Annotated in this window: 13 protein-coding genes and 3 rRNA genes; 13 read left to right on the top strand and 3 right to left on the bottom strand. The window is 54.5% G+C overall.

The window, feature by feature from the left end; genetic code table 11:
- Positions 1-61 precede the first annotated feature (61 nt).
- The 12 genes from galU (at position 62) to WDB71_RS11020 (ending at position 15256) form a co-directional block, all read left to right on the top strand.
- On the top strand, positions 62-943 hold the full coding sequence (galU, locus tag WDB71_RS11075; RefSeq protein ID WP_341501648.1) for a UTP--glucose-1-phosphate uridylyltransferase GalU: 882 nt from the start codon (positions 62-64) through the stop codon (positions 941-943).
- A complete protein-coding gene (gene galE / locus WDB71_RS11070) occupies positions 944-1960 on the top strand; it encodes a UDP-glucose 4-epimerase GalE (RefSeq protein ID WP_341501647.1) in 1017 nt (338 codons plus the stop codon).
- 315 nt (positions 1961-2275) lie between these two features.
- Positions 2276-3193, top strand: coding sequence for an IS5 family transposase (locus tag WDB71_RS11065; protein WP_341501457.1), 918 nt, complete (start codon positions 2276-2278; stop codon positions 3191-3193).
- A gap of 326 nt (positions 3194-3519) precedes the next feature.
- Complete coding sequence (locus tag WDB71_RS11060; RefSeq protein WP_341501646.1) at positions 3520-4860, top strand: UDP-glucose/GDP-mannose dehydrogenase family protein; 1341 nt, start codon at positions 3520-3522, stop codon at positions 4858-4860.
- A 14-nt stretch (positions 4861-4874) separates the two neighbouring features.
- Positions 4875-6578, top strand: a complete 1704-nt coding sequence (locus WDB71_RS11055) for a Wzy polymerase domain-containing protein (protein ID WP_341501645.1) — start codon at positions 4875-4877, stop codon at positions 6576-6578.
- Complete coding sequence (gmhB, locus tag WDB71_RS11050) at positions 6568-7146, top strand: D-glycero-beta-D-manno-heptose 1,7-bisphosphate 7-phosphatase (protein WP_341501644.1); 579 nt, start codon at positions 6568-6570, stop codon at positions 7144-7146. The genes WDB71_RS11055 and gmhB overlap by 11 nt, the downstream gene beginning before the upstream one ends.
- Positions 7143-8150, top strand: coding sequence for an NAD-dependent epimerase (locus tag WDB71_RS11045; RefSeq protein ID WP_341501643.1), 1008 nt, complete (start codon positions 7143-7145; stop codon positions 8148-8150). Before gmhB ends, WDB71_RS11045 begins: the two co-directional genes overlap by 4 nt.
- A 407-nt stretch (positions 8151-8557) precedes the next feature.
- Positions 8558-10109 (top strand): 16S ribosomal RNA (locus WDB71_RS11040).
- Between the two features lie 223 nt (positions 10110-10332).
- Positions 10333-13227: ribosomal RNA gene (locus WDB71_RS11035) — 23S ribosomal RNA — on the top strand.
- A 114-nt stretch (positions 13228-13341) separates the two neighbouring features.
- Positions 13342-13456: ribosomal RNA gene (rrf, locus tag WDB71_RS11030) — 5S ribosomal RNA — on the top strand.
- The 16S, 23S and 5S rRNA genes sit together here, the layout of an rRNA operon.
- Positions 13457-14136: 680 nt before the next feature.
- On the top strand, positions 14137-14676 hold the full coding sequence (locus WDB71_RS11025; protein WP_341501642.1) for a cytochrome b: 540 nt from the start codon (positions 14137-14139) through the stop codon (positions 14674-14676).
- 10 nt (positions 14677-14686) lie between these two features.
- Complete coding sequence (locus WDB71_RS11020; protein WP_341501641.1) at positions 14687-15256, top strand: YceI family protein; 570 nt, start codon at positions 14687-14689, stop codon at positions 15254-15256.
- Here WDB71_RS11020 and WDB71_RS11015 read toward each other — a convergent pair.
- Complete coding sequence (locus WDB71_RS11015) at positions 15186-16061, bottom strand: sterol desaturase family protein (protein ID WP_341501640.1); 876 nt, start codon at positions 16059-16061, stop codon at positions 15186-15188. The genes WDB71_RS11020 and WDB71_RS11015 overlap by 71 nt on opposite strands.
- Positions 16062-16138: 77 nt before the next feature.
- Between WDB71_RS11015 and WDB71_RS11010 the strand changes: the two genes are divergently transcribed.
- Positions 16139-17152, top strand: a complete 1014-nt coding sequence (locus WDB71_RS11010) for an AraC family transcriptional regulator (RefSeq protein ID WP_341501639.1) — start codon at positions 16139-16141, stop codon at positions 17150-17152.
- A gap of 13 nt (positions 17153-17165) precedes the next feature.
- On the opposite strand, the gene WDB71_RS11005 is transcribed toward WDB71_RS11010, so the two are convergent.
- Together WDB71_RS11005 and WDB71_RS11000 are read right to left on the bottom strand one after the other, a co-directional pair.
- A complete protein-coding gene (locus tag WDB71_RS11005; protein ID WP_341501638.1) occupies positions 17166-17570 on the bottom strand; it encodes an H-NS family nucleoid-associated regulatory protein in 405 nt (134 codons plus the stop codon).
- A 111-nt stretch (positions 17571-17681) separates the two neighbouring features.
- Positions 17682-19313: an electron transfer flavoprotein-ubiquinone oxidoreductase gene (locus WDB71_RS11000; protein ID WP_341501637.1), complete on the bottom strand. Its 1632-nt coding sequence runs from the start codon at positions 19311-19313 to the stop codon at positions 17682-17684.
- Between the last annotated feature and the right edge of the window lie 104 nt (positions 19314-19417).

Here is a 19417-nt window from a genome sequence, read left to right as displayed (position 1 = left end):
AAAATAACCCACTTGGCCTTGTTTATCTCAATGGTTAATAATGTTCATGAGGAATGGTAAAATGAAGGCTGTTATACCTGTCGCCGGGCTAGGTACGCGCATGTTGCCTGCGTCTAAGGCTATCCCAAAGGAAATGCTTCCGGTTGTTGATAAGCCTCTTATCCAGTTTGTGGTCGATGAGTGCGTTGCTGCTGGCATAAAAGAGATCGTGTTGGTTACGCACTCGTCAAAGAATGCTATAGAAAATCACTTTGATAAAAGTTTTGAATTGGAGTCGATGCTAGAAAAGCGAGTGAAACGCCAGCTTTTAGAAGAGGTTAAGACTATTTGTCCTGACGGAGTTACCATTATGCATGTACGCCAAGGAGAAGCCAAAGGGCTTGGTCACGCGATAATGTGCGCTCAACCCTTGGTAGGCGATTCCCCCTTCTGCGTGCTCTTGCCAGATGTACTAGTTGACGACTGCGCTGCAAATCCTTTCAGAGATAACTTGGCAGAAATGATGATGCGCTTTAATGAAAAGGGTATCAGTCAAGTGATGGTGGAGGCAGTGCCGCAAGAAGAGGTTAATAACTATGGAGTAGTCGATATTAATGGTGGCGATATTGTGCCAGGTCAGTCGGTAGCGATGGCAAAGATTGTGGAAAAACCAAATTTGGCTGATGCGCCATCTAATATGGCTGTAGTTGGGCGATATGTTTTTAGTCGAGACATTTGGCCTCTTTTTCCTAAAACTCCAGTTGGGGCAGGAGGAGAGATTCAGCTAACAGATACTATTGCGATGCTTATGGAGAGACAACCTGTCGAGGCATACCGTATTAAAGGATACAGTCATGACTGTGGTGATAAGCTCGGGTATATGAAAACCTTTGTTACGTACGGTACTCGCCACCCCAAGCTGGCTAGTAAATTTTCTAATTTTCTTAAGTCTCTGGAGTTGTAAATGATCTTGGTGACAGGTGGGGCCGGTTATATTGGCTCTCATACAGTATTGGAGCTTTTGAATGCCGGGCATCAGGTAATGGTGTTAGATAACCTTGCTAATAGCTCGACGGTTGCGCTTAAAAGAGTGTCGAAATTGACAGGAAAGGACATCACCTTTTTACAAGGTGATATTCGTGACCGGAAGTTGCTCGACCAGATTTTCTCAGATAATACAATCGACGCAGTTGTTCACTTTGCTGGCCTTAAGGCGGTCGGTGAGAGTAATCAACAGCCACTCCGATATTACCAAAATAATGTGGCTGGCAGCCTGACCCTCTGTGAGGCCATGGCCGCGGCCGGTGTTTTCAAACTGGTGTTTTCTTCATCCGCAACTGTTTATGGTGACCCCGTCTCGGTGCCTATCACTGAGAATAGCCCAACAGGTGCCACCACCAATCCTTATGGTACTTCCAAGTATATGGTGGAGCGCATGTTGGCCGACTTAGCTCATGCAGATGAACGCTGGCGAATAGCCGTGCTGCGTTATTTCAATCCTACGGGGGCTCATAAATCTGGCATTATCGGCGAAGATCCCAACGGTATTCCTAACAATCTCTTGCCTTTTATTTGCCAAGTGGCGGTGGGGCGCCGTGAAGTGCTCAGTGTATATGGCGATGACTATCCTACTATTGATGGCACCGGTGTGCGCGATTACATACATGTGGTTGACCTAGCTCTTGGGCATCTGAAGGCCTTAGATAAGTTAGCTGACGCCAGTGGTTGGCAGGCTTACAATTTGGGAACTGGTAAGGGCTACTCTGTATTACAGATAGTCCAAGCCTTCGAGCAAGTATCCGGCCGTACGGTACCCTACCAAGTAGTGCCCCGGCGTCCTGGCGACATCGCTACCTGCTATGCCGACCCTTCCTTGGCAGCCAAAACCCTTGGCTGGCAGCCAGAAAGGGGTTTGGAAGCGATGATGCTTGATGCATGGCGTTGGCAATCACAGAACCCCAACGGCTATGGCGGCCTATGAAGCAAGAGAAATGCCTTGTGGACCTCACCCGCTTTAACGGACACGCATCGCTAACACCCAAAGAGGTTGATGATGCCCGCTTACAAGACAGGAAAAAGTACCCGGCAATACAGCGTTGAATTCAAGGTCAAGGCCGTATTGTGGAGCCAGTAAGGCCCGCCGCTCAGTCAAAGTATTGCCGAGGCGATGGATATTCACCCCTTCCTGTTGTCCCGTTGGCGCAAGGAATACCGAGAGGGGGCGTTGTTTCCCAAATCGTTGAACCATTCCGTGTCGCCGTGATCTGATCCGCGTCGCACTCACGGGAAACAACGGATGGGCAAGGCCAGACACAAGATCAGCAACTGGGCAGCGTACAACCGCGCATTGGTCAACAGGGGGTCATTGACCGTCTGGATGGACGAGGCCGCCATCCGTCATTGGCGCTGCCAGCAGCACCACGGTGGCCGGGGGCGAGGCTTTGAGTACAGCGATACCGCCATCGAGACGGCGCTGATGCTGAAGGGCCTCTTCAACCTGCCGCTGCGGGCCCTGGAGGGCTTTATCAACTCCCTGTTTCGACTGATGGAGGTGCCGCTGTCCTCGCCCAGTTACAGCTGTATCAGCAAGCGTGCCAAGACGGTGACTATCCGCTATCGCCGGCGCAGCCAGGGCGACATGACCCACCTGGTCATTGACGCCACCGGCCTCAAGGTGTTCGGCGAAGGGGAGTGGAAGACACGCAAGCACGGCAAGGAGAAGCGGCGTGTCTGGCGTAAGCTGCACCTGGCGGTGGATGCCGACAGCCATGCCGTCGTTGCCGCCGAAGTCAGCCTGGATAAGGTTGGCGACAACGAAGTGTTGCCGTTCCTGCTGAACCCGCTTCGCCGTCGCATCGAACGAGTCAGTGCCGACGGTGCCTACGACAGCAAGGGGTGCCATCGGCTGGTAATGAGAAAGGGCGCCAGGGCTGTTATTCCACCGCGCAAGACAGCAGGGTTCTGGGAGGATGGCCATCCCAGAAACGAAGCGGTGGCGGCGCTCAAGGCCGGTCGCCTTGATGAATGGAAAGTCCGCAGCGGCTATCACCGGCGTTCCCTGGCAGAAACGGCGATGTTTCGGTACAAGCAGCTGATTGGCCCAAAGCTGAGCCTGCGCGACTACAACGGCCAGGTTGCCGAGGCTCTGGCCGGGGTGAAGGTGATGAACAAAGTCATAGGACTGGGTATGCCCGAACGCCAGCAGGTCAATTAAGGGCCTGGCGGCCTTGGGGGTTGGGCCGTCCAGAGACTGATTTGATCAACAACGCCGGGTTGGGCCGTCCAGAGACTGATTTGATCAACAACGCCGCACAGTAGCCTCGATTACGTATCGCCGATACAGTATGAGCAAGCCGCTTAACAACAACACGTGTCCGTTTTATCGGGTGAACATCACTGCTATTTCAACAGGCGCGCATTGGGTGCGCCTTTTTTCTGTTTTAGAACTACACCCATGTGTTGTCGGCATAGCCATAACCATGGCTGATGGCGCAAATACTGGTATAGTTTGACTCAACGCTTTTCTTCATTGGTAATGCTATGAATGTAACGGTTTTTGGTATTGGCTATGTTGGCCTTGTGCAGGCTGCGGTATTGGCCGAGGCGGGTCACAAGGTCTGCTGTGTTGACGTGGACGAGTATAAGGTTTCCCGCCTGCTACAAGGGCATATTCCAATCTATGAGCCGGGCTTGACAACCTTAGTGCAATCTGGTGTTGACAGTGGCCGCCTTCAATTCACAACTGATGCTGCCATGGGCGTGGATTTTGGTGAGCTGCAGTTTATTGCCGTAGGCACACCGCCGGATGAGGACGGCTCGGCCGATCTTAAATACGTCCTGGCTGTGGCCGAAACCATAGCTTGCCATATGGCAGAGCCTAAGATTGTGATCAATAAGTCTACCGTACCGGTGGGAACAGCCGACAAAGTGCGGGCGCATATTGCCAAGGTTTTAGCTGAGCGTAAGGAAACACTGAATTATACGGTGGTGTCCAATCCAGAGTTTCTCAAGGAAGGCGCGGCGGTGGCCGACTGCCAGAAGCCGGACCGGATCATCATTGGCACTGATGATGCTCGCGCTGAGACCAAAATGCGCGAACTTTATGCTCCTTTCAACCGCAACCATGACAAGATCATCGTCATGGATGTGCGCAGTGCTGAACTAACCAAGTATGCAGCCAACTGTATGTTGGCGACTAAGATCAGCTTCATGAATGAAGTGGCTAACTTGGCTGAGTTGCTGGGAGCTGATATAGAAGCCGTACGTAAGGGGATCGGCTCCGATCCGCGTATCGGGTATCACTTTATTTACCCGGGGTGCGGCTACGGCGGCTCCTGTTTCCCAAAGGACGTGCAGGCTCTGGTAAACACTGCAGAGCAGGTAGGCTATCAGCCCCAGCTGTTGCAATCGGTGGAAGCTGTTAACTACCGCCAGAAGCAGAAGCTATTTCAATTCATCAATCGCCATTTCCAGGGAGAACTGGAGGGTAAAACCATCGCCTTATGGGGACTGGCTTTCAAACCCAATACAGACGACATGCGCGAGGCCTCTAGTCGTGTCCTGATGGAAGCCCTGTGGACTACGGGAGCTACGGTGCAGGCCTATGACCCGGAAGCGATGAAGGAAGCTAAGCGCATCTACGGTGAGCGTCCCGACTTGGTACTTTGCGATAGTATGGAGGAGGCCTTGGACGGAGCAGATGCCTTGGTGCTCTGCACCGAGTGGCAGCAGTTTAGGGCACCTGATTTTGAATTGATTGCTAACTCATTGTCTAATAGGGTCATCTTTGATGGCCGTAACCTTTACGAGCCTGAAGCGATGAAGGAGCGCGGCTTCAATTATTATGCTATTGGTCGGGGCGATACCCTGAACTTGCAATAAAGGATATCCATTAAATGACGGGACATAATAACAACGCTTGCGACCGTCTTGCTTGGGCAGCCTATTGGCTGCTCTTTTTGATCGCAACCCAATACTTCCAGCACAACTTGGGAGGGGCGGGCCTGCAGTTGTCCTATAACAACACCGTATGGGTTGGGGCCATCCTCGTCATAGCAGTAGGCGCTTTTTCAGCTATTCACCATGGGCAGTGGCGAGTCCCTCGTTCGGGTTGGCAATACGGGGCTTTAATCCTGGCACTGTTTCTACCCATGCTGTGGACATCCACAGGCATTGAGTTGCCTATAGGGCGGTTGTTAGGTGTGCTCGGAGGTATCGCATTTCTGTTAGCCCTGGCGCAGTGCTTCAAGGCTCAGCGTGATGAAAAGTGGCTGCTTTATGTGTTGGTCGCTTTGGGGGCCTGCCAAGCAGTATTGGGTGCCTTGCAACTGTATGGCTTTGAGTGGCTTCCCATCGGCATACCCTCTGGCTTCAAGTTCCGGCCATCGGGGATTTTCCAGCAGCCCAATGTGTTTGCCAGCTTTATCGTGACGGCCATGGCGGCGGCCATCTACTTGTTGGCCAAGCACAAAGTGCCGGAGCACTCCCTTCATAAGCTACTATGGCTGGCGCCACTGTATGCGGTATTGGCCTTTGGCGGCTTTTGTACCTACATCGTCATGTCTCGAACCGGTGTTCTGGCGCTGATTGGTTCGCTGCTGTTGCTGCTGGCCATGCACAAAAAGTTTTCTAGTTCACTCGCTGCAGGTATTGGCCTGCTTATTGCCGGGGAAGTTGCCGGTGCATTATTTACCGAAGGTCTGGGTGGAGGCTTCAGAGGGACAGAAGCCGCAACCTCCAGCTCATGGCGTATAGAAAACTGGACCGTAAGTTGGCATATCTTTAAAGACCACTGGCTGTTTGGCGCCGGCTTGGGGAGTTTTGAGCTGGTTTTTTCAGAGTACCGTGCCGAGCTTTATGCAACCACCGGGCTCATGTCGCTTCATAATGTTGACCACCCCCATAACGAGCTGCTGTTCTGGGCGGCTGAAGGCGGACTTCTTCCGGTGCTGGGCATACTGGTCTTTTCCGTCGCTTTCATCTGGCGTTTGACCAAGTTGGGTAATCAAGGCTGGGGCTATGCCGCCATGCTGTTTCCCATGGCGCTGCACGCCATGACGGAGTACCCCTTTTATCATTCGGCCATCCATTGGTTGACCTTCCTGGTCATCCTGTTCCTAGTCGAGGCAAGGGTGGGCATGAAGGAGGTGCCAGTAGCAATGCCTTACCTTGCCAAGAGCCTAGCGGTGATGGTCTTGCTTGCGGGAACTGCCTTTTTCGCTTCCAACCTCCACACTATCAGCAAGCTTGTGGAAGTTGTTCGCCAAAATGAGGTGGCCAAAGCGGGGGACTCGCCACTCTTGCCCCTTTTAGATATTGTCAATCCGGTGGTGTTTGACGAGCACATTTCCCATATCGTGATGTTTGCCAAGTTTCAGAATGCGCTCAAGGTGGGAGACGGGCAAGCGCTTAGGGAGTTCATCAGCTGGGGTTGGGAGTACAGTCGGACCAGGCCCAGGGCCCAGACCTATTTAGCCATGTTGGACGCGGCGCGGGCCCTGAGAGACAAAGACGAGTACAATCGTATTTTGGCAAAGGGGCAGTGGCTTTACCCCAATAACGAGCGCCTGCAGGCACTGAGGCCTGTGAATGAGCAGTAGTATTATGAAACCCGCAATATTTCTGGACCGAGACGGTGTGATCAACTTGGATCATGGCTATGTTGGTACCATCGATGACTTCCAGTTCGTCGATGGTGTATTCGAAGCCTGCCGAGATCTCCAGGGTAAGGGGTTCCTTATCGTGGTGATCACCAACCAGTCTGGCATCGCCCGTGGCAAATACACGGAAGAGCAGTTCCACGAGCTGACCCAGTGGATGGACTGGAACTTTGATGACAAGGGGGTGGTGTTGGACGGCATCTACTACTGCCCTCATCACCCCGAGAAGGGACTGGGTGACTACAAAATCGACTGTGACTGCCGCAAGCCCAAGCCAGGCATGCTGCTGGAAGCCCAGCAGGATCTAGGCATCGATATGGCAAAGTCGGTGTTTGTCGGGGACAAGGCCGATGATATGCGGGCGGCCATCGCGGCCGGTATAAGAACCAGGATCCTGGTCGAGACAGGCAAGGCGGTGACAGAGGATGCCAGGGAATTGGCGGATGTGGTGTTGCCTAGCCTGGCCCAGGTAGCGGCCTGGTTGGAGCAGCGGGAGCAATCCCGGTGAAGTATCTGGTTACCGGCGCGGCCGGCTTTATCGGTTTTTACGTCAGCAAACGCCTTGTCGAAGCGGGTCACCAGGTGGTTGGTATCGACAACCTCAATGATTATTACGAAGTCAGTCTGAAGGAAGCCCGCCTGGCAGAGCTTGAACTCTTGGAGGGCTTTGACTTTATCAAGCTGGACATTGCCGACCGTGCTGGCATTGAACAGCTCTTTTCCGATAACGCCTTTGACCGGGTCATCCACCTTGCCGCCCAGGCCGGGGTGCGTTATTCCATCGACAACCCCCATGCCTATGCCGATGCCAACCTGGTAGGACATCTCAATATCCTGGAAGGCTGCCGCCACCATGATATCCAGCACCTTGTCTATGCCTCTTCCAGCTCCGTCTATGGCCTCAATGGCGACATGCCATTTAAGGTATCGGACAGCGTTGACCACCCTGTGTCACTCTACGCTGCCACCAAGAAAGCCAACGAGTTGATGAGCCATACCTATTCCCACCTTTATGGCTTGCCGACTACTGGGTTGCGCTTCTTTACCGTGTATGGCCCATGGGGGCGCCCGGACATGGCGCTGTTCAAGTTCACCAAGGCGGTGTTGGCTGGGGAGCCCATCGATGTCTACAACCACGGGGACATGCAGCGGGACTTTACCTATATAGATGATATCGTCGAGGGGATCGCCCGTATTGCCGATGTGGTGCCGGAAAAGAACAGCCAATGGACCGTAGAAGGGGGCAGTGCTGCCCAAAGTTCTGCACCGTACCGGGTCTACAACATTGGTGCTGGGCAGCCGGTTAAGTTGACCGACTTCATCAAGGCCATCGAGAAGGCGACCGGCCTTGAAGCCAAGCAGAATCTGATGCCCATCCAACCCGGTGATGTGCCGGCAACCTGGGCCGACACCATGGATCTCTTCCAGGCGACCGGCTACAAGCCGAAAATGCCTGTAGAAGAAGGGGTTAAGTCATTCGTTGACTGGTATCGAGACTTCTATCAGCTCTAGTGTTGCTCAAACTCTGAGCGAACGAACAAGGCCGGTGTATACCGGCCTTGCTTTTGTCTGCGGCAAGCCTATACTTAGCTCCCTGTCGCCACCGAACGGCTTCGCGGAAAAGACCTCGAAAAAAGGCCTTGACCCACAACGAAGACTGAGTAAAATGGCGGCCCGCTTGAGAGATAAGGCGCTAAGCGCTGAAAACTCAAGTTTTCTGAAAAGGCCGGAACAAAGGGCTTGACAGAAAATCCGGAGTCGGTAGAGTGCGGCTCCCGCTTCGAGAAGAAGCGAACGATCTTTAACAATGTGACCAAGCAATCTGTGTGGGCACTCGAGGTTGTGAAAATTCCCAAAAACGAATTTTCAATGAACTCGAAGTGTTCAAACACTTCAGCAATTCATTGAGCACAAACTTTTAATTGAAGAGTTTGATCATGGCTCAGATTGAACGCTGGCGGCAGGCCTAACACATGCAAGTCGAGCGGCAGCGACATGACGGAACCTTCGGGGGAAGACATGGGCGGCGAGCGGCGGACGGGTGAGTAATGTGTAGGAAGCTACCCGGGAGTGGGGGATAACCATTGGAAACGATGGCTAATACCGCATAACGTCTACGGACCAAAGGGGGGGATCTTCGGACCTCTCGCTACCGGATGCGCCTACATGGGATTAGCTAGTTGGTGGGGTAACGGCCTACCAAGGCGACGATCCCTAGCTGGTTTGAGAGGATGATCAGCCACACTGGGACTGAGACACGGCCCAGACTCCTACGGGAGGCAGCAGTGGGGAATATTGCACAATGGGGGAAACCCTGATGCAGCCATGCCGCGTGTGTGAAGAAGGCCTTCGGGTTGTAAAGCACTTTCAGCGAGGAGGAAAGGGTGAGTCTTAATACGGCTCATCTGTGACGTTACTCGCAGAAGAAGCACCGGCTAACTCCGTGCCAGCAGCCGCGGTAATACGGAGGGTGCGAGCGTTAATCGGAATTACTGGGCGTAAAGCGTGCGCAGGCGGCTTGTTAAGCTAGATGTGAAAGCCCCGGGCTCAACCTGGGAACTGCATTTAGAACTGGCAAGCTAGAGTCTTGTAGAGGGTGGTAGAATTTCAGGTGTAGCGGTGAAATGCGTAGAGATCTGAAGGAATACCAGTGGCGAAGGCGGCCACCTGGACAAAGACTGACGCTCATGCACGAAAGCGTGGGGAGCAAACAGGATTAGATACCCTGGTAGTCCACGCCGTAAACGATGTCTACTTGAAGTCTGTGTCCTTGAGACGTGGGTTTCGGAGCTAACGCGTTAAGTAGACCGCCTGGGGAGTACGGCCGCAAGGTTAAAACTCAAATGAATTGACGGGGGCCCGCACAAGCGGTGGAGCATGTGGTTTAATTCGATGCAACGCGAAGAACCTTACCTGCCCTTGACATCCAGCGAACTTGGTAGAGATACCTTGGTGCCTTCGGGAACGCTGAGACAGGTGCTGCATGGCTGTCGTCAGCTCGTGTTGTGAAATGTTGGGTTAAGTCCCGCAACGAGCGCAACCCTTATCCTTAGTTGCCAGCGATTCGGTCGGGAACTCTAAGGAGACTGCCGGTGATAAACCGGAGGAAGGTGGGGACGACGTCAAGTCATCATGGCCCTTACGGGCAGGGCTACACACGTGCTACAATGGCGGATACAAAGGGCGGCGAACCAGCGATGGTAAGCGAATCCCATAAAGTCCGTCGTAGTCCGGATTGGAGTCTGCAACTCGACTCCATGAAGTCGGAATCGCTAGTAATCGTAGATCAGAATGCTACGGTGAATACGTTCCCGGGCCTTGTACACACCGCCCGTCACACCATGGGAGTGGGCTGCACCAGAAGTAGATAGCTTAACCTTCGGGAGGGCGTTTACCACGGTGTGGTTCATGACTGGGGTGAAGTCGTAACAAGGTAGCCGTAGGGGAACCTGCGGCTGGATCACCTCCTTACCTTTAGGGATGACACGTCTCGAAGTGTCCACACAGATTGCTTGGAAGCCAGCCTTAGCGCTGGCTTTCATGGTTCTTTAACAATTCGGAAAGCTGATAACACTGCAAATTTAAACGAGTCACTCTCTACTTGATGAGTGTCCGGCGAAAACCAGGTGTTAGTCAACATACGGCATTTTCTTCGGAAAATGGTTCGCGTCAGCGAAACCCTTCGGGGTTGTATGGTTAAGTGACTAAGCGTACACGGTGGATGCCTTGGCAGTTGGAGGCGATGAAGGACGTGCTAATCTGCGATAAGCATTGGTGAGGTGATAAGAACCGCTTGAGCCAATGATTTCCGAATGGGGAAACCCACCCAAGGTAACTTGGGTATCTGTATCTGAATACATAGGGTGCAGAGGCGAACCGGGAGAACTGAAACATCTAAGTACCCCGAGGAAAAGAAATCAACCGAGATTTCCTCAGTAGCGGCGAGCGAACGGGAAAGAGCCCAGTTTGTGTATCAGCGTCTGTCATAGTGGAAGGTTCTGGAAAGTTCCGCGATACAGGGTGATAGCCCCGTACACGAAATGGCAGATGTCGTTGCAAACGATGAGTAGGTCGGGACACGTGGTATCTTGACTGAAGATAGGGGGACCATCCTCTAAGGCTAAATACTCCCAACTGACCGATAGTGAACCAGTACCGTGAGGGAAAGGCGAAAAGAACCCCGGCGAGGGGAGTGAAATAGAACCTGAAACCGTGTACGTACAAGCAGTAGGAGCCCTTCGGGGTGACTGCGTACCTTTTGTATAATGGGTCAGCGACTTATGTTTTGTGGCGAGGTTAACCGAATAGGGGAGCCGTAGGGAAACCGAGTCTTAACTGGGCGTCCAGTCGCAAGGCATAGACCCGAAACCCGGTGATCTAGTCATGGGCAGGTTGAAGGTTGAGTAACATCAACTGGAGGACCGAACCCACTAATGTTGCAAAATTAGGGGATGACCTGTGATTAGGGGTGAAAGGCCAATCAAACCGGGAGATAGCTGGTTCTCCCCGAAAGCTATTTAGGTAGCGCCTCGGACGAATACTTGCGGGGGTAGAGCACTGTTTGGGCTAGGGGGTCATCCCGACTTACCAAACCCATGCAAACTCCGAATACCGCAAAGTACTATCCGGGAGACACACGGTGGGTGCTAACGTCCATCGTGGAGAGGGAAACAACCCAGACCGCCAGCTAAGGTCCCCAAGTCATAGCTAAGTGGGAAACGATGTGGAAAGGCTTAGACAGCTAGGAGGTTGGCTTAGAAGCAGCCACCCTTTAAAGAAAGCGTAATAGCTCACTAGTCGAGTCGGTCTGCGCGGAAGATGTAACGGGGCTAAGCTATGCACCGAAGCTGCGGCAGCATATTTAGGTATGCTGGGTAGGGGAGCGTTCTGTAAGCCGTTGAAGGTGTGTCGGGAGGCATGCTGGAGGTATCAGAAGTGCGAATGCTGACATGAGTAACGTTAAAGCGGGTGAAAAACCCGCTCGCCGGAAGACCAAGGGTTCCTGTCCAACGTTAATCGGGGCAGGGTGAGTCGGCCCCTAAGGCGAGGGCGAAAGCCGTAGTCGATGGGAAACAGATTAATATTTCTGTACTTCTTTTCATTGCGATGGGGGGACGGAGAAGGCTAAGCAAGCCAGGCGTCGGTCGTCCTGGTGAAAGTGCGTAGGCTGGGGACTTAGGCAAATCCGGGTCCCTAAGGTCGAGACACGAGACGAGTTGCTACGGCAACGAAGTTGTTGATGCCATGCTTCCAGGAAAAGCCTCTAAGCTTCAGATGAAAAGAAACCGTACCCCAAACCAACACTGGTGGTCAGGTAGAGAATACTAAGGCGCTTGAGAGAACTCGGGTGAAGGAACTAGGCAAAATAGTACCGTAACTTCGGGAGAAGGTACGCTGTTGTTGGTGATGAGACTTGCTCTCTAAGCTGACGGCAGCCGCAGTGACCAGGTGGCTGGGACTGTTTATCAAAAACACAGCACTCTGCAAACTCGAAAGAGGACGTATAGGGTGTGACACCTGCCCGGTGCCGGAAGGTTAATTGATGGGGTTAGCGCAAGCGAAGCTCTTGATCGAAGCCCCGGTAAACGGCGGCCGTAACTATAACGGTCCTAAGGTAGCGAAATTCCTTGTCGGGTAAGTTCCGACCTGCACGAATGGTGTAACCATGGCCACGCTGTCTCCACCCGAGACTCAGTGAAATTGAAATCGCTGTGAAGATGCAGTGTACCCGCGGCTAGACGGAAAGACCCCGTGAACCTTTACTACAGCTTGACACTGAACATTGAGCCTACATGTGTAGGATAGGTGGGAGGCTTTGAAGCGGTAACGCCAGTTATCGTGGAGCCATCCTTGAAATACCACCCTTGTATGTTTGATGTTCTAACCTCGGCCCATTATCTGGGTTAGGGACAGTGTCTGGTGGGTAGTTTGACTGGGGCGGTCTCCTCCCAAAGCGTAACGGAGGAGCACGAAGGTTGGCTAATCCTGGTCGGACATCAGGAGGTTAGTGCAATGGCATAAGCCAGCTTAACTGCGAGACAGACACGTCGAGCAGATACGAAAGTAGGTCATAGTGATCCGGTGGTTCTGAATGGAAGGGCCATCGCTCAACGGATAAAAGGTACTCCGGGGATAACAGGCTGATACCGCCCAAGAGTTCATATCGACGGCGGTGTTTGGCACCTCGATGTCGGCTCATCACATCCTGGGGCTGAAGTCGGTCCCAAGGGTATGGCTGTTCGCCATTTAAAGTGGTACGCGAGCTGGGTTCAGAACGTCGTGAGACAGTTCGGTCCCTATCTGCCGTGGGCGTTGGATGATTGAGAGGGGCTGCTCCTAGTACGAGAGGACCGGAGTGGACGAACCTCTGGTGTTCGGGTTGTCACGCCAGTGGCACTGCCCGGTAGCTAAGTTCGGAATCGATAACCGCTGAAAGCATCTAAGCGGGAAGCGAGCCTCAAGATGAGTCATCCCTGAGACTTCGAGTCTCCTAAAGGGTCGTTGAAGACTACAACGTTGATAGGCTGGGTGTGGAAGTGCGGCGACGCATGTAGCTAACCAGTACTAATTGCCCGTGAGGCTTAACCATACAACACCCAAAGGGTTTTGATGGGCACTCAAAGAGAGTGACTTAAAGAGTAGAGTTATCAGCTTTTACCGAATTGACTTAACTGGTCGCAAGGCGGGTTAAGAAACGAATTTGCTTGGCGGCAATAGCGCTGTGGAACCACCTGATCCCATCCCGAACTCAGCAGTGAAACGCAGTAGCGCCGATGGTAGTGTGGGGTTTCCCATGTGAGAGTAGGTCACTGCCAAGCACCTAATAGAAAAGCAAAAGGCCTTCCCTGATGGGAAGGCCTTTTGCTTTTGTACCACTGCGTGGTACGACCCCCTCTGCCATGGGCCCCACCGGCGCTGGCGCGCTGTGGGGGCTGCGAAACACCGCCCTGTGTTTCGCCCCTGCGGGGCCATCGTCGCTGCGCTCCGATGTCCAAAATCGCTCCCGGCGATTTTGTCCCATGTGAAGGTCACCAGTAGCCCCAGCTGCGTAGGGTGGGTTAGCGTAGCGTAACCCACCGAAGGCGCCTTATTGTCTTGAGTTGCCACCCATCCCTGGAGACTCATTCCGGCCGGCACGTCCTGTGTTTACTCGGCTCATCCTGAGCCTCGCCCTACGGGCTATCGTCGCTAACGCTCCGATATTCAAACTTGTTCCCGACAAGTTTGTCGCGTTCGCCTGCACAGGAGCCGTGCTCCCAGTTACTCGGGCCTTCCTGGCCCTCGCCCTGCGGGCTATCGTCGCTAACGCTCCGATGTTCAAAATCGCCGGGAGCGATTTTGTCGAGGCTCACCCCGGCGATTTTGTTGAGCTTCGCCCTGCAGTTTGCCTAGAGAGTCTAAACAATTCTAAGGAATTGAAAAATATCTGCTAAATAAGCTGATTTTCTTTCAAGTTGTTTCCGGTAATCTGGACCTTCACGTTATGGAGAGCCGATTCATGTGGCAAAACACCAATACCCGTTATGGCCTCAAGGCCATATTGATGCATTGGCTCAGCGCCCTGGTCGTATTCGGCCTGTTTGGCCTCGGCTATTGGATGCGGACCCTATCTTACTACGACAGCTGGTACCAGTTGGGGCCTTGGTGGCACAAGTCCGTTGGCATGGTGTTGTTGGCTGTGACCCTGTGGCGATTACTGTGGAAATGGCGCCAGCCGTCACCGGCCATCTCTGGCCGTCGCGGTGAAGTGCTTGCTGCCCGTCTTGGCCACGCACTCCTGTACCTGCTGTTGCTGCTGGTAATGATCAGCGGATACCTGATCTCGACCGCAGATGGCCGCGGCATCAGCGTTTTCGGCTGGTTTGAAGTACCCGCCCTTGTCACCGAATTGCCTGAACAGGAAGACCTGGCCGGCATCATCCACTGGTACAGCGCCCTGAGCCTGGTTGTGCTGGCCTTGGGGCATGCCGCCTTTGCCTTGAAACATCATTTCGCGGACAGGAAAGATACCCTTGTGCGCATGCTTAAATACCGATGAGGAAATACAGATGAAAAAAGCCCTGATCGCCCTGGCATTGGCCGCCGGCCTGTCCGGTACTGCCGTTGCAGACGACTATGTTATCGACACCCAAGGTGCCCATGCCTTCGTGCAGTTCCGTATCAAGCACCTGGGTTACAGCTGGCTCATCGGCCAGTTCAACCAGTTTGAAGGCAAGTTCAGCTACGACGAGAAGGCGCCGGAGAAGGCCAGTGTCCAGGTTGAGATTGATACCGGCTCCCTGGACTCCAATCATGCCGAGCGTGACAAGCACCTGCGTGGCAAGGATTTCCTGGACGTTAAACAGTACCCCAAGGCCACCTTCGTCAGCACCGCCTATGAGCCCAATGGTAACGGCGAGGGCGTACTCAAGGGGCAGCTGACCTTGCATGGCGTCACCAAGGATATTGCCATCGCCGTCAAGGAGATCGGTGCCGGCGCCGATCCCTGGGGTGGCTATCGCCGCGGCTTCGAAGGCACCACGACCCTGACCCTGAAAGACTACGACATCAACTTCGATCTGGGTCCGGCATCCCGCCAGGTTGAGCTGTTTCTGTCCGTCGAGGGCATTCGCCAGTAACGGGGCGCCATTCCGGCGGACCGAACAAGAACCAGAGCCTGTGCTTCAGGCTCTGGTTTTTCTTTAGGGCCTGGCCGAGCATGAAACGCCATTCATGGGTCAACACCTCCCAGGGGTTGAGTCCGACCTTCCGCTCTGGAATACCGTAATCCGGTGCCGCCTTTTCCTCCACAAAGGTACCGAACAGCCTGTCCCAGATGATCAGCACACCACCGAAATTCCGGTCGATGTACTCGGGGTTCTTGCCATGGTGGGCGCGGTGATGGGAAGGGGTGTTCAGTATCCATTCCAGGGGGCCAAGCCTGCTCACGGCCTGGGTATGGATAAAGAACTGGTAGGCCAGGTTGATGGCCACGATCAGCATGATATGTCCGGGTTCAAAGCCCAGCCAGGCCAAGGGCAGCCAGAAGGCCCACATGGCCGCCAGGGGATAGAACAGGCTCTGGCGCAGGGCGGTAGAGAAGTTCAACCGCTCGGAGGAGTGGTGAACCACATGAGCGGCCCAGAGCCAGCGAACACGATGCGCAGACCGGTGGAACCAGTAATAAAGGAAGTCCTGGGCAATGAACAGGCCCAGGGCGCTCAGAACGTTCACCTCAATGGTAAGGAGGCGGTGCTCATAAACGGCCTGGTAAAGCAGGATGATGCCGGTCCAGGCCAGGATATCCACCAACTGGTGGCTGATGGCGAGAAAGGCGTTACAAAGCACCTCTCGACCACAATAGCGATCAGGGTGCCTATACCATTCCCAGGCGATAAAGGCGCCGAACAGCGGTCCCAGGGCCAGCAATAGCCATATCTCCATATCGTGCTCTTGATTCTGGTTGTCATGAATTGGATAGTGGCACCGGTATCGGCCGGGGACTTGCTCTGAGACGCCAAATGATTGTGAAAAGACGCCAAGGTGCCGACATTTCCGCCGGCTATCTCCGCGCCCTGTTTCTGCTGGTCGAGCAGAAGGGGGCGCCATCGCAGGAACTGTTCCGGCTTCTGGAGCTGACCGAAGCGTCGCTGCAGGACGCCGAGCAACGCTTTCCTGCGGCGCTTTACGATGAGGCACTCAATTGGGCTGCCAATCAACTCAATGAGCCGCTGTTCGGGTTACTGCTGGGCCTGAATGTGCTTCCCGGGGATTATGGCGTGCTTGGCCATCAGGTGATGAACTGTCATTCCCTGGGAGAGGCCATAACGCGGCTGCTGCGTTTTCAATCCCTGGTGGCCGATCTGGGCCAGGCCGATTTTTCCATTTCAGGTGAGCAGGCCGTTTTATGCTGGCAATCCCACCGGGGTTTGGGGCCCCAGGTTGTTGAGCGTAATATGGCGGGCTGGTTGAAATATGCCCGCTTTATCACCGGCCGGGATCTACCACCTCGCCAGTTGCTTTTTTGCCATGAGGCCCTGGATGATATAGGGCGTTACGAGGCGTTACTTAACGCGCCGGTACAATTTGGCCGGCAACAAAATGCCCTGGTATTTCCAAAGGACTATCTGGAGCTGCCGTTACCCCAGGCCAACGAAGCCATGTTGGCGGTGCTGGATCATTATGCCGACACCAGGCTGCAGAGCACGGAATTACCACCATGGACACATCGCGTGCAGGCCGCCTTATTCGCCTTATCGGGAAAGGCCCTGTTATCTCTGGAGCAGGTGGCGCTTGAATTGGGGATTTCCGAGCGGAGTTTGCAGCGTAGACTCCAGGAGGAAGGACAGTCTTTTAAAGTGGTGCTGGACGACTGGCGTCGACAGCAGTGTGAAAAACTTGCCCGTGAAAGGCTGCCCTGGATCGATGTGGCACTGAGGCTGGGATATGCCGAGCAGGGGTCGCTGGTCAAGGCCTGCCAGCGCTGGTTTGGCTGCACGCCGGGGGAATTACGGAGTAAAAAGAAAGGGGCCTGAGGCCCCTTTCTTTTTACTTGATCAGGTAGTCGTCGAGCTTGCCACCTTTATCCAACACGTCCTTGAAGACGCGGGGTGTGCGGCCGACGCCGGTCCACAGGGTTTCCTGGCCATCGACAACGATGCGGTACTTGGGAGCACGCTTTACACCTTTGCCACCCTTGCGGGTAGCCGGAGCGGCCGCGCTCATGCCCAGCTCGTCAGGGGAGATACCGGCGGCTTCCATGGCCTTGCGGAATTCTTCGATTTTACGCTGACGCTCAACTTCTTCCTGCTGACGCTCGGCTTCTTCTTCGCGACGGTGCTCGATGATGTTTTCCAGCTTGCCTTTGATTTCTTCGAGTTCGGCAACGGAAAGGTCCTTGGTTTGGGCATTCAGGCGGCGTTGGTTGGCCAAGATCTGCAAAAAGTCAGACATGGTTAATTCCTGTGTGATTGAACAAAAAATACGACATCACCTCTATTTTTAATTAAGGAGTGGAGTTAATGCAAGTCAAAATAAAAAAAGCGGCCGGGGCCGCTTTTCTAATTACATGTTGGGGTAGTTGGGGCCACCCGTACCTTCCGGGGTCACCCAGCGGATATTCTGGGTGGGATCCTTGATGTCACAGGTCTTACAGTGGATGCAGTTTTGCGCATTAATCTGCAACCGGCTTTCACCATCCTGTTCGACGATTTCGTAGACCCCGGCCGGGCAATAACGCTGGGCGGGCTCGTCATAAATGGCCAGGTTATGCTTGATCGGGATTTCCTTATCCTTGAGCAGCAGGTGGCAGGGCTGGTTTTCTTCATGGTTGGTGTTGGAAAGAAAAACCGAACTCAGGCGATCAAAGCTGAGTTTGCCGTCCGGCTTGGGGTAATGGCGCTTGCCATAGCGGCAGGCCGGCTCCAGCTGTTCATGGTCCTGTTTTTCGTCCTTGAGGGTCCAGGGCAGGCGACCGGAGAAAAGATTCTGTTCGAACCAGTTGTAGGCGCCGCCAGCCAGGCTGCCGAATTTATGCATGGCCGGACCGAAGTTGCGGGACTCGTAGAGTTCCTGGTACAGCCAGCTATTGTTGAAAGCCTTGTTGAAGCTGTCATTACTCAGGGCTTGTTCACCCTTGAGGTCCCGCACCACCGCCTCGGCGGCCAGCATGCCGCTCTTCATGGCGGTGTGTGAGCCCTTGATCTTGGCAAAGTTCAGGGTGCCGGCATCGCAGCCAATCAGCATGCCGCCGGGGAAGACCATGTCCGGCAGGGAGTTCAAGCCGCCCTTGGTGATGGCCCGGGCACCGTAGCTGATCCGCTCGCCGCCTTCCAGGTACTGGGCGAACAGCGGATGGTGCTTCATGCGCTGGAACTCATCGAAGGGGGCCAGGTGCGGATCCTTGTAGTTGAGGTCGATGATGAGCCCCACGGACACCAGGTTGTCTTCCAGGTGGTAGAGGAAGGCGCCACCGGAGGCGGTCTTGTCCAGGGGCCAGCCGGCGCTGTGGATGACCAGGCCTTCCTTGTGCTTGTCGGCGGGGATCTGCCACAGCTCCTTGAAGCCGATGGCGTAGTGCTGGGGCGTCTTGCCCTTGTCCAGCTCGAACCTCTCCAGCAGCTCCTTGCCCAGGTGGCCGCGGCAGCCTTCGGCGAACAGGGTGTGCTTGGCCAGCAGCAGCATGCCGGGCTGGAACTGGGGACCTTCGTTGCCGTCCTTGTCGCGGCCCATGTCGCCGGTGATGATGCCGATGACCTTGCCGTCGTCGTCATAGGCAATCTCGGCTGCAGGGAAACCGGGGTAGATCTCCACGCCCAGGGCTTCGGCCTGCTCGGCCAGCCAGCGGCACAGGTTGCCCAGGCTGATGATGTAGTTGCCGTCATTGTGCATGGTCTTGGGCACGGCCCAGTTGGGCAGGCGGCTGGCCTTTTCCTCGGAGCCCAGCAGGTAGATCTCGTCGTCACTGACCTGGGTCTTGAGGGGCGCACCCTTGTCCTGCCAGTTGGGGAACAGTTCATTGAGGGCCCTGGGCTCGAAGACGGCACCGCTGAGGATATGGGCACCCACCTCGGAGCCCTTTTCCACCACGCAGACGTTGAGGCCGTCGTCCAGCTGCTTGAGGCGACAGGCGGCGGCCAGGCCGGCGGGACCGGCACCCACCACCACCACATCGAATTCCATGGATTCGCGTTCCATCATTGCTCCTTTGGCGTGTCGACCGGCGGCCCGGCCCACTGCTCTTATCTGTGACCTTACAAGTTGACGTTTACGTTAACAGTAAGTAGATTGGCCGTAAAGCA

Origin of the sequence: Gallaecimonas sp. GXIMD4217 (assembly GCF_038087665.1) — a bacterium.
In the GTDB taxonomy this organism is placed as follows: Bacteria; Pseudomonadota; Gammaproteobacteria; order Enterobacterales; family Gallaecimonadaceae; genus Gallaecimonas.
The sequence above is the reverse complement of the archived record's forward strand: the minus strand, read 5'-3'. Positions and strand labels throughout refer to the sequence as shown.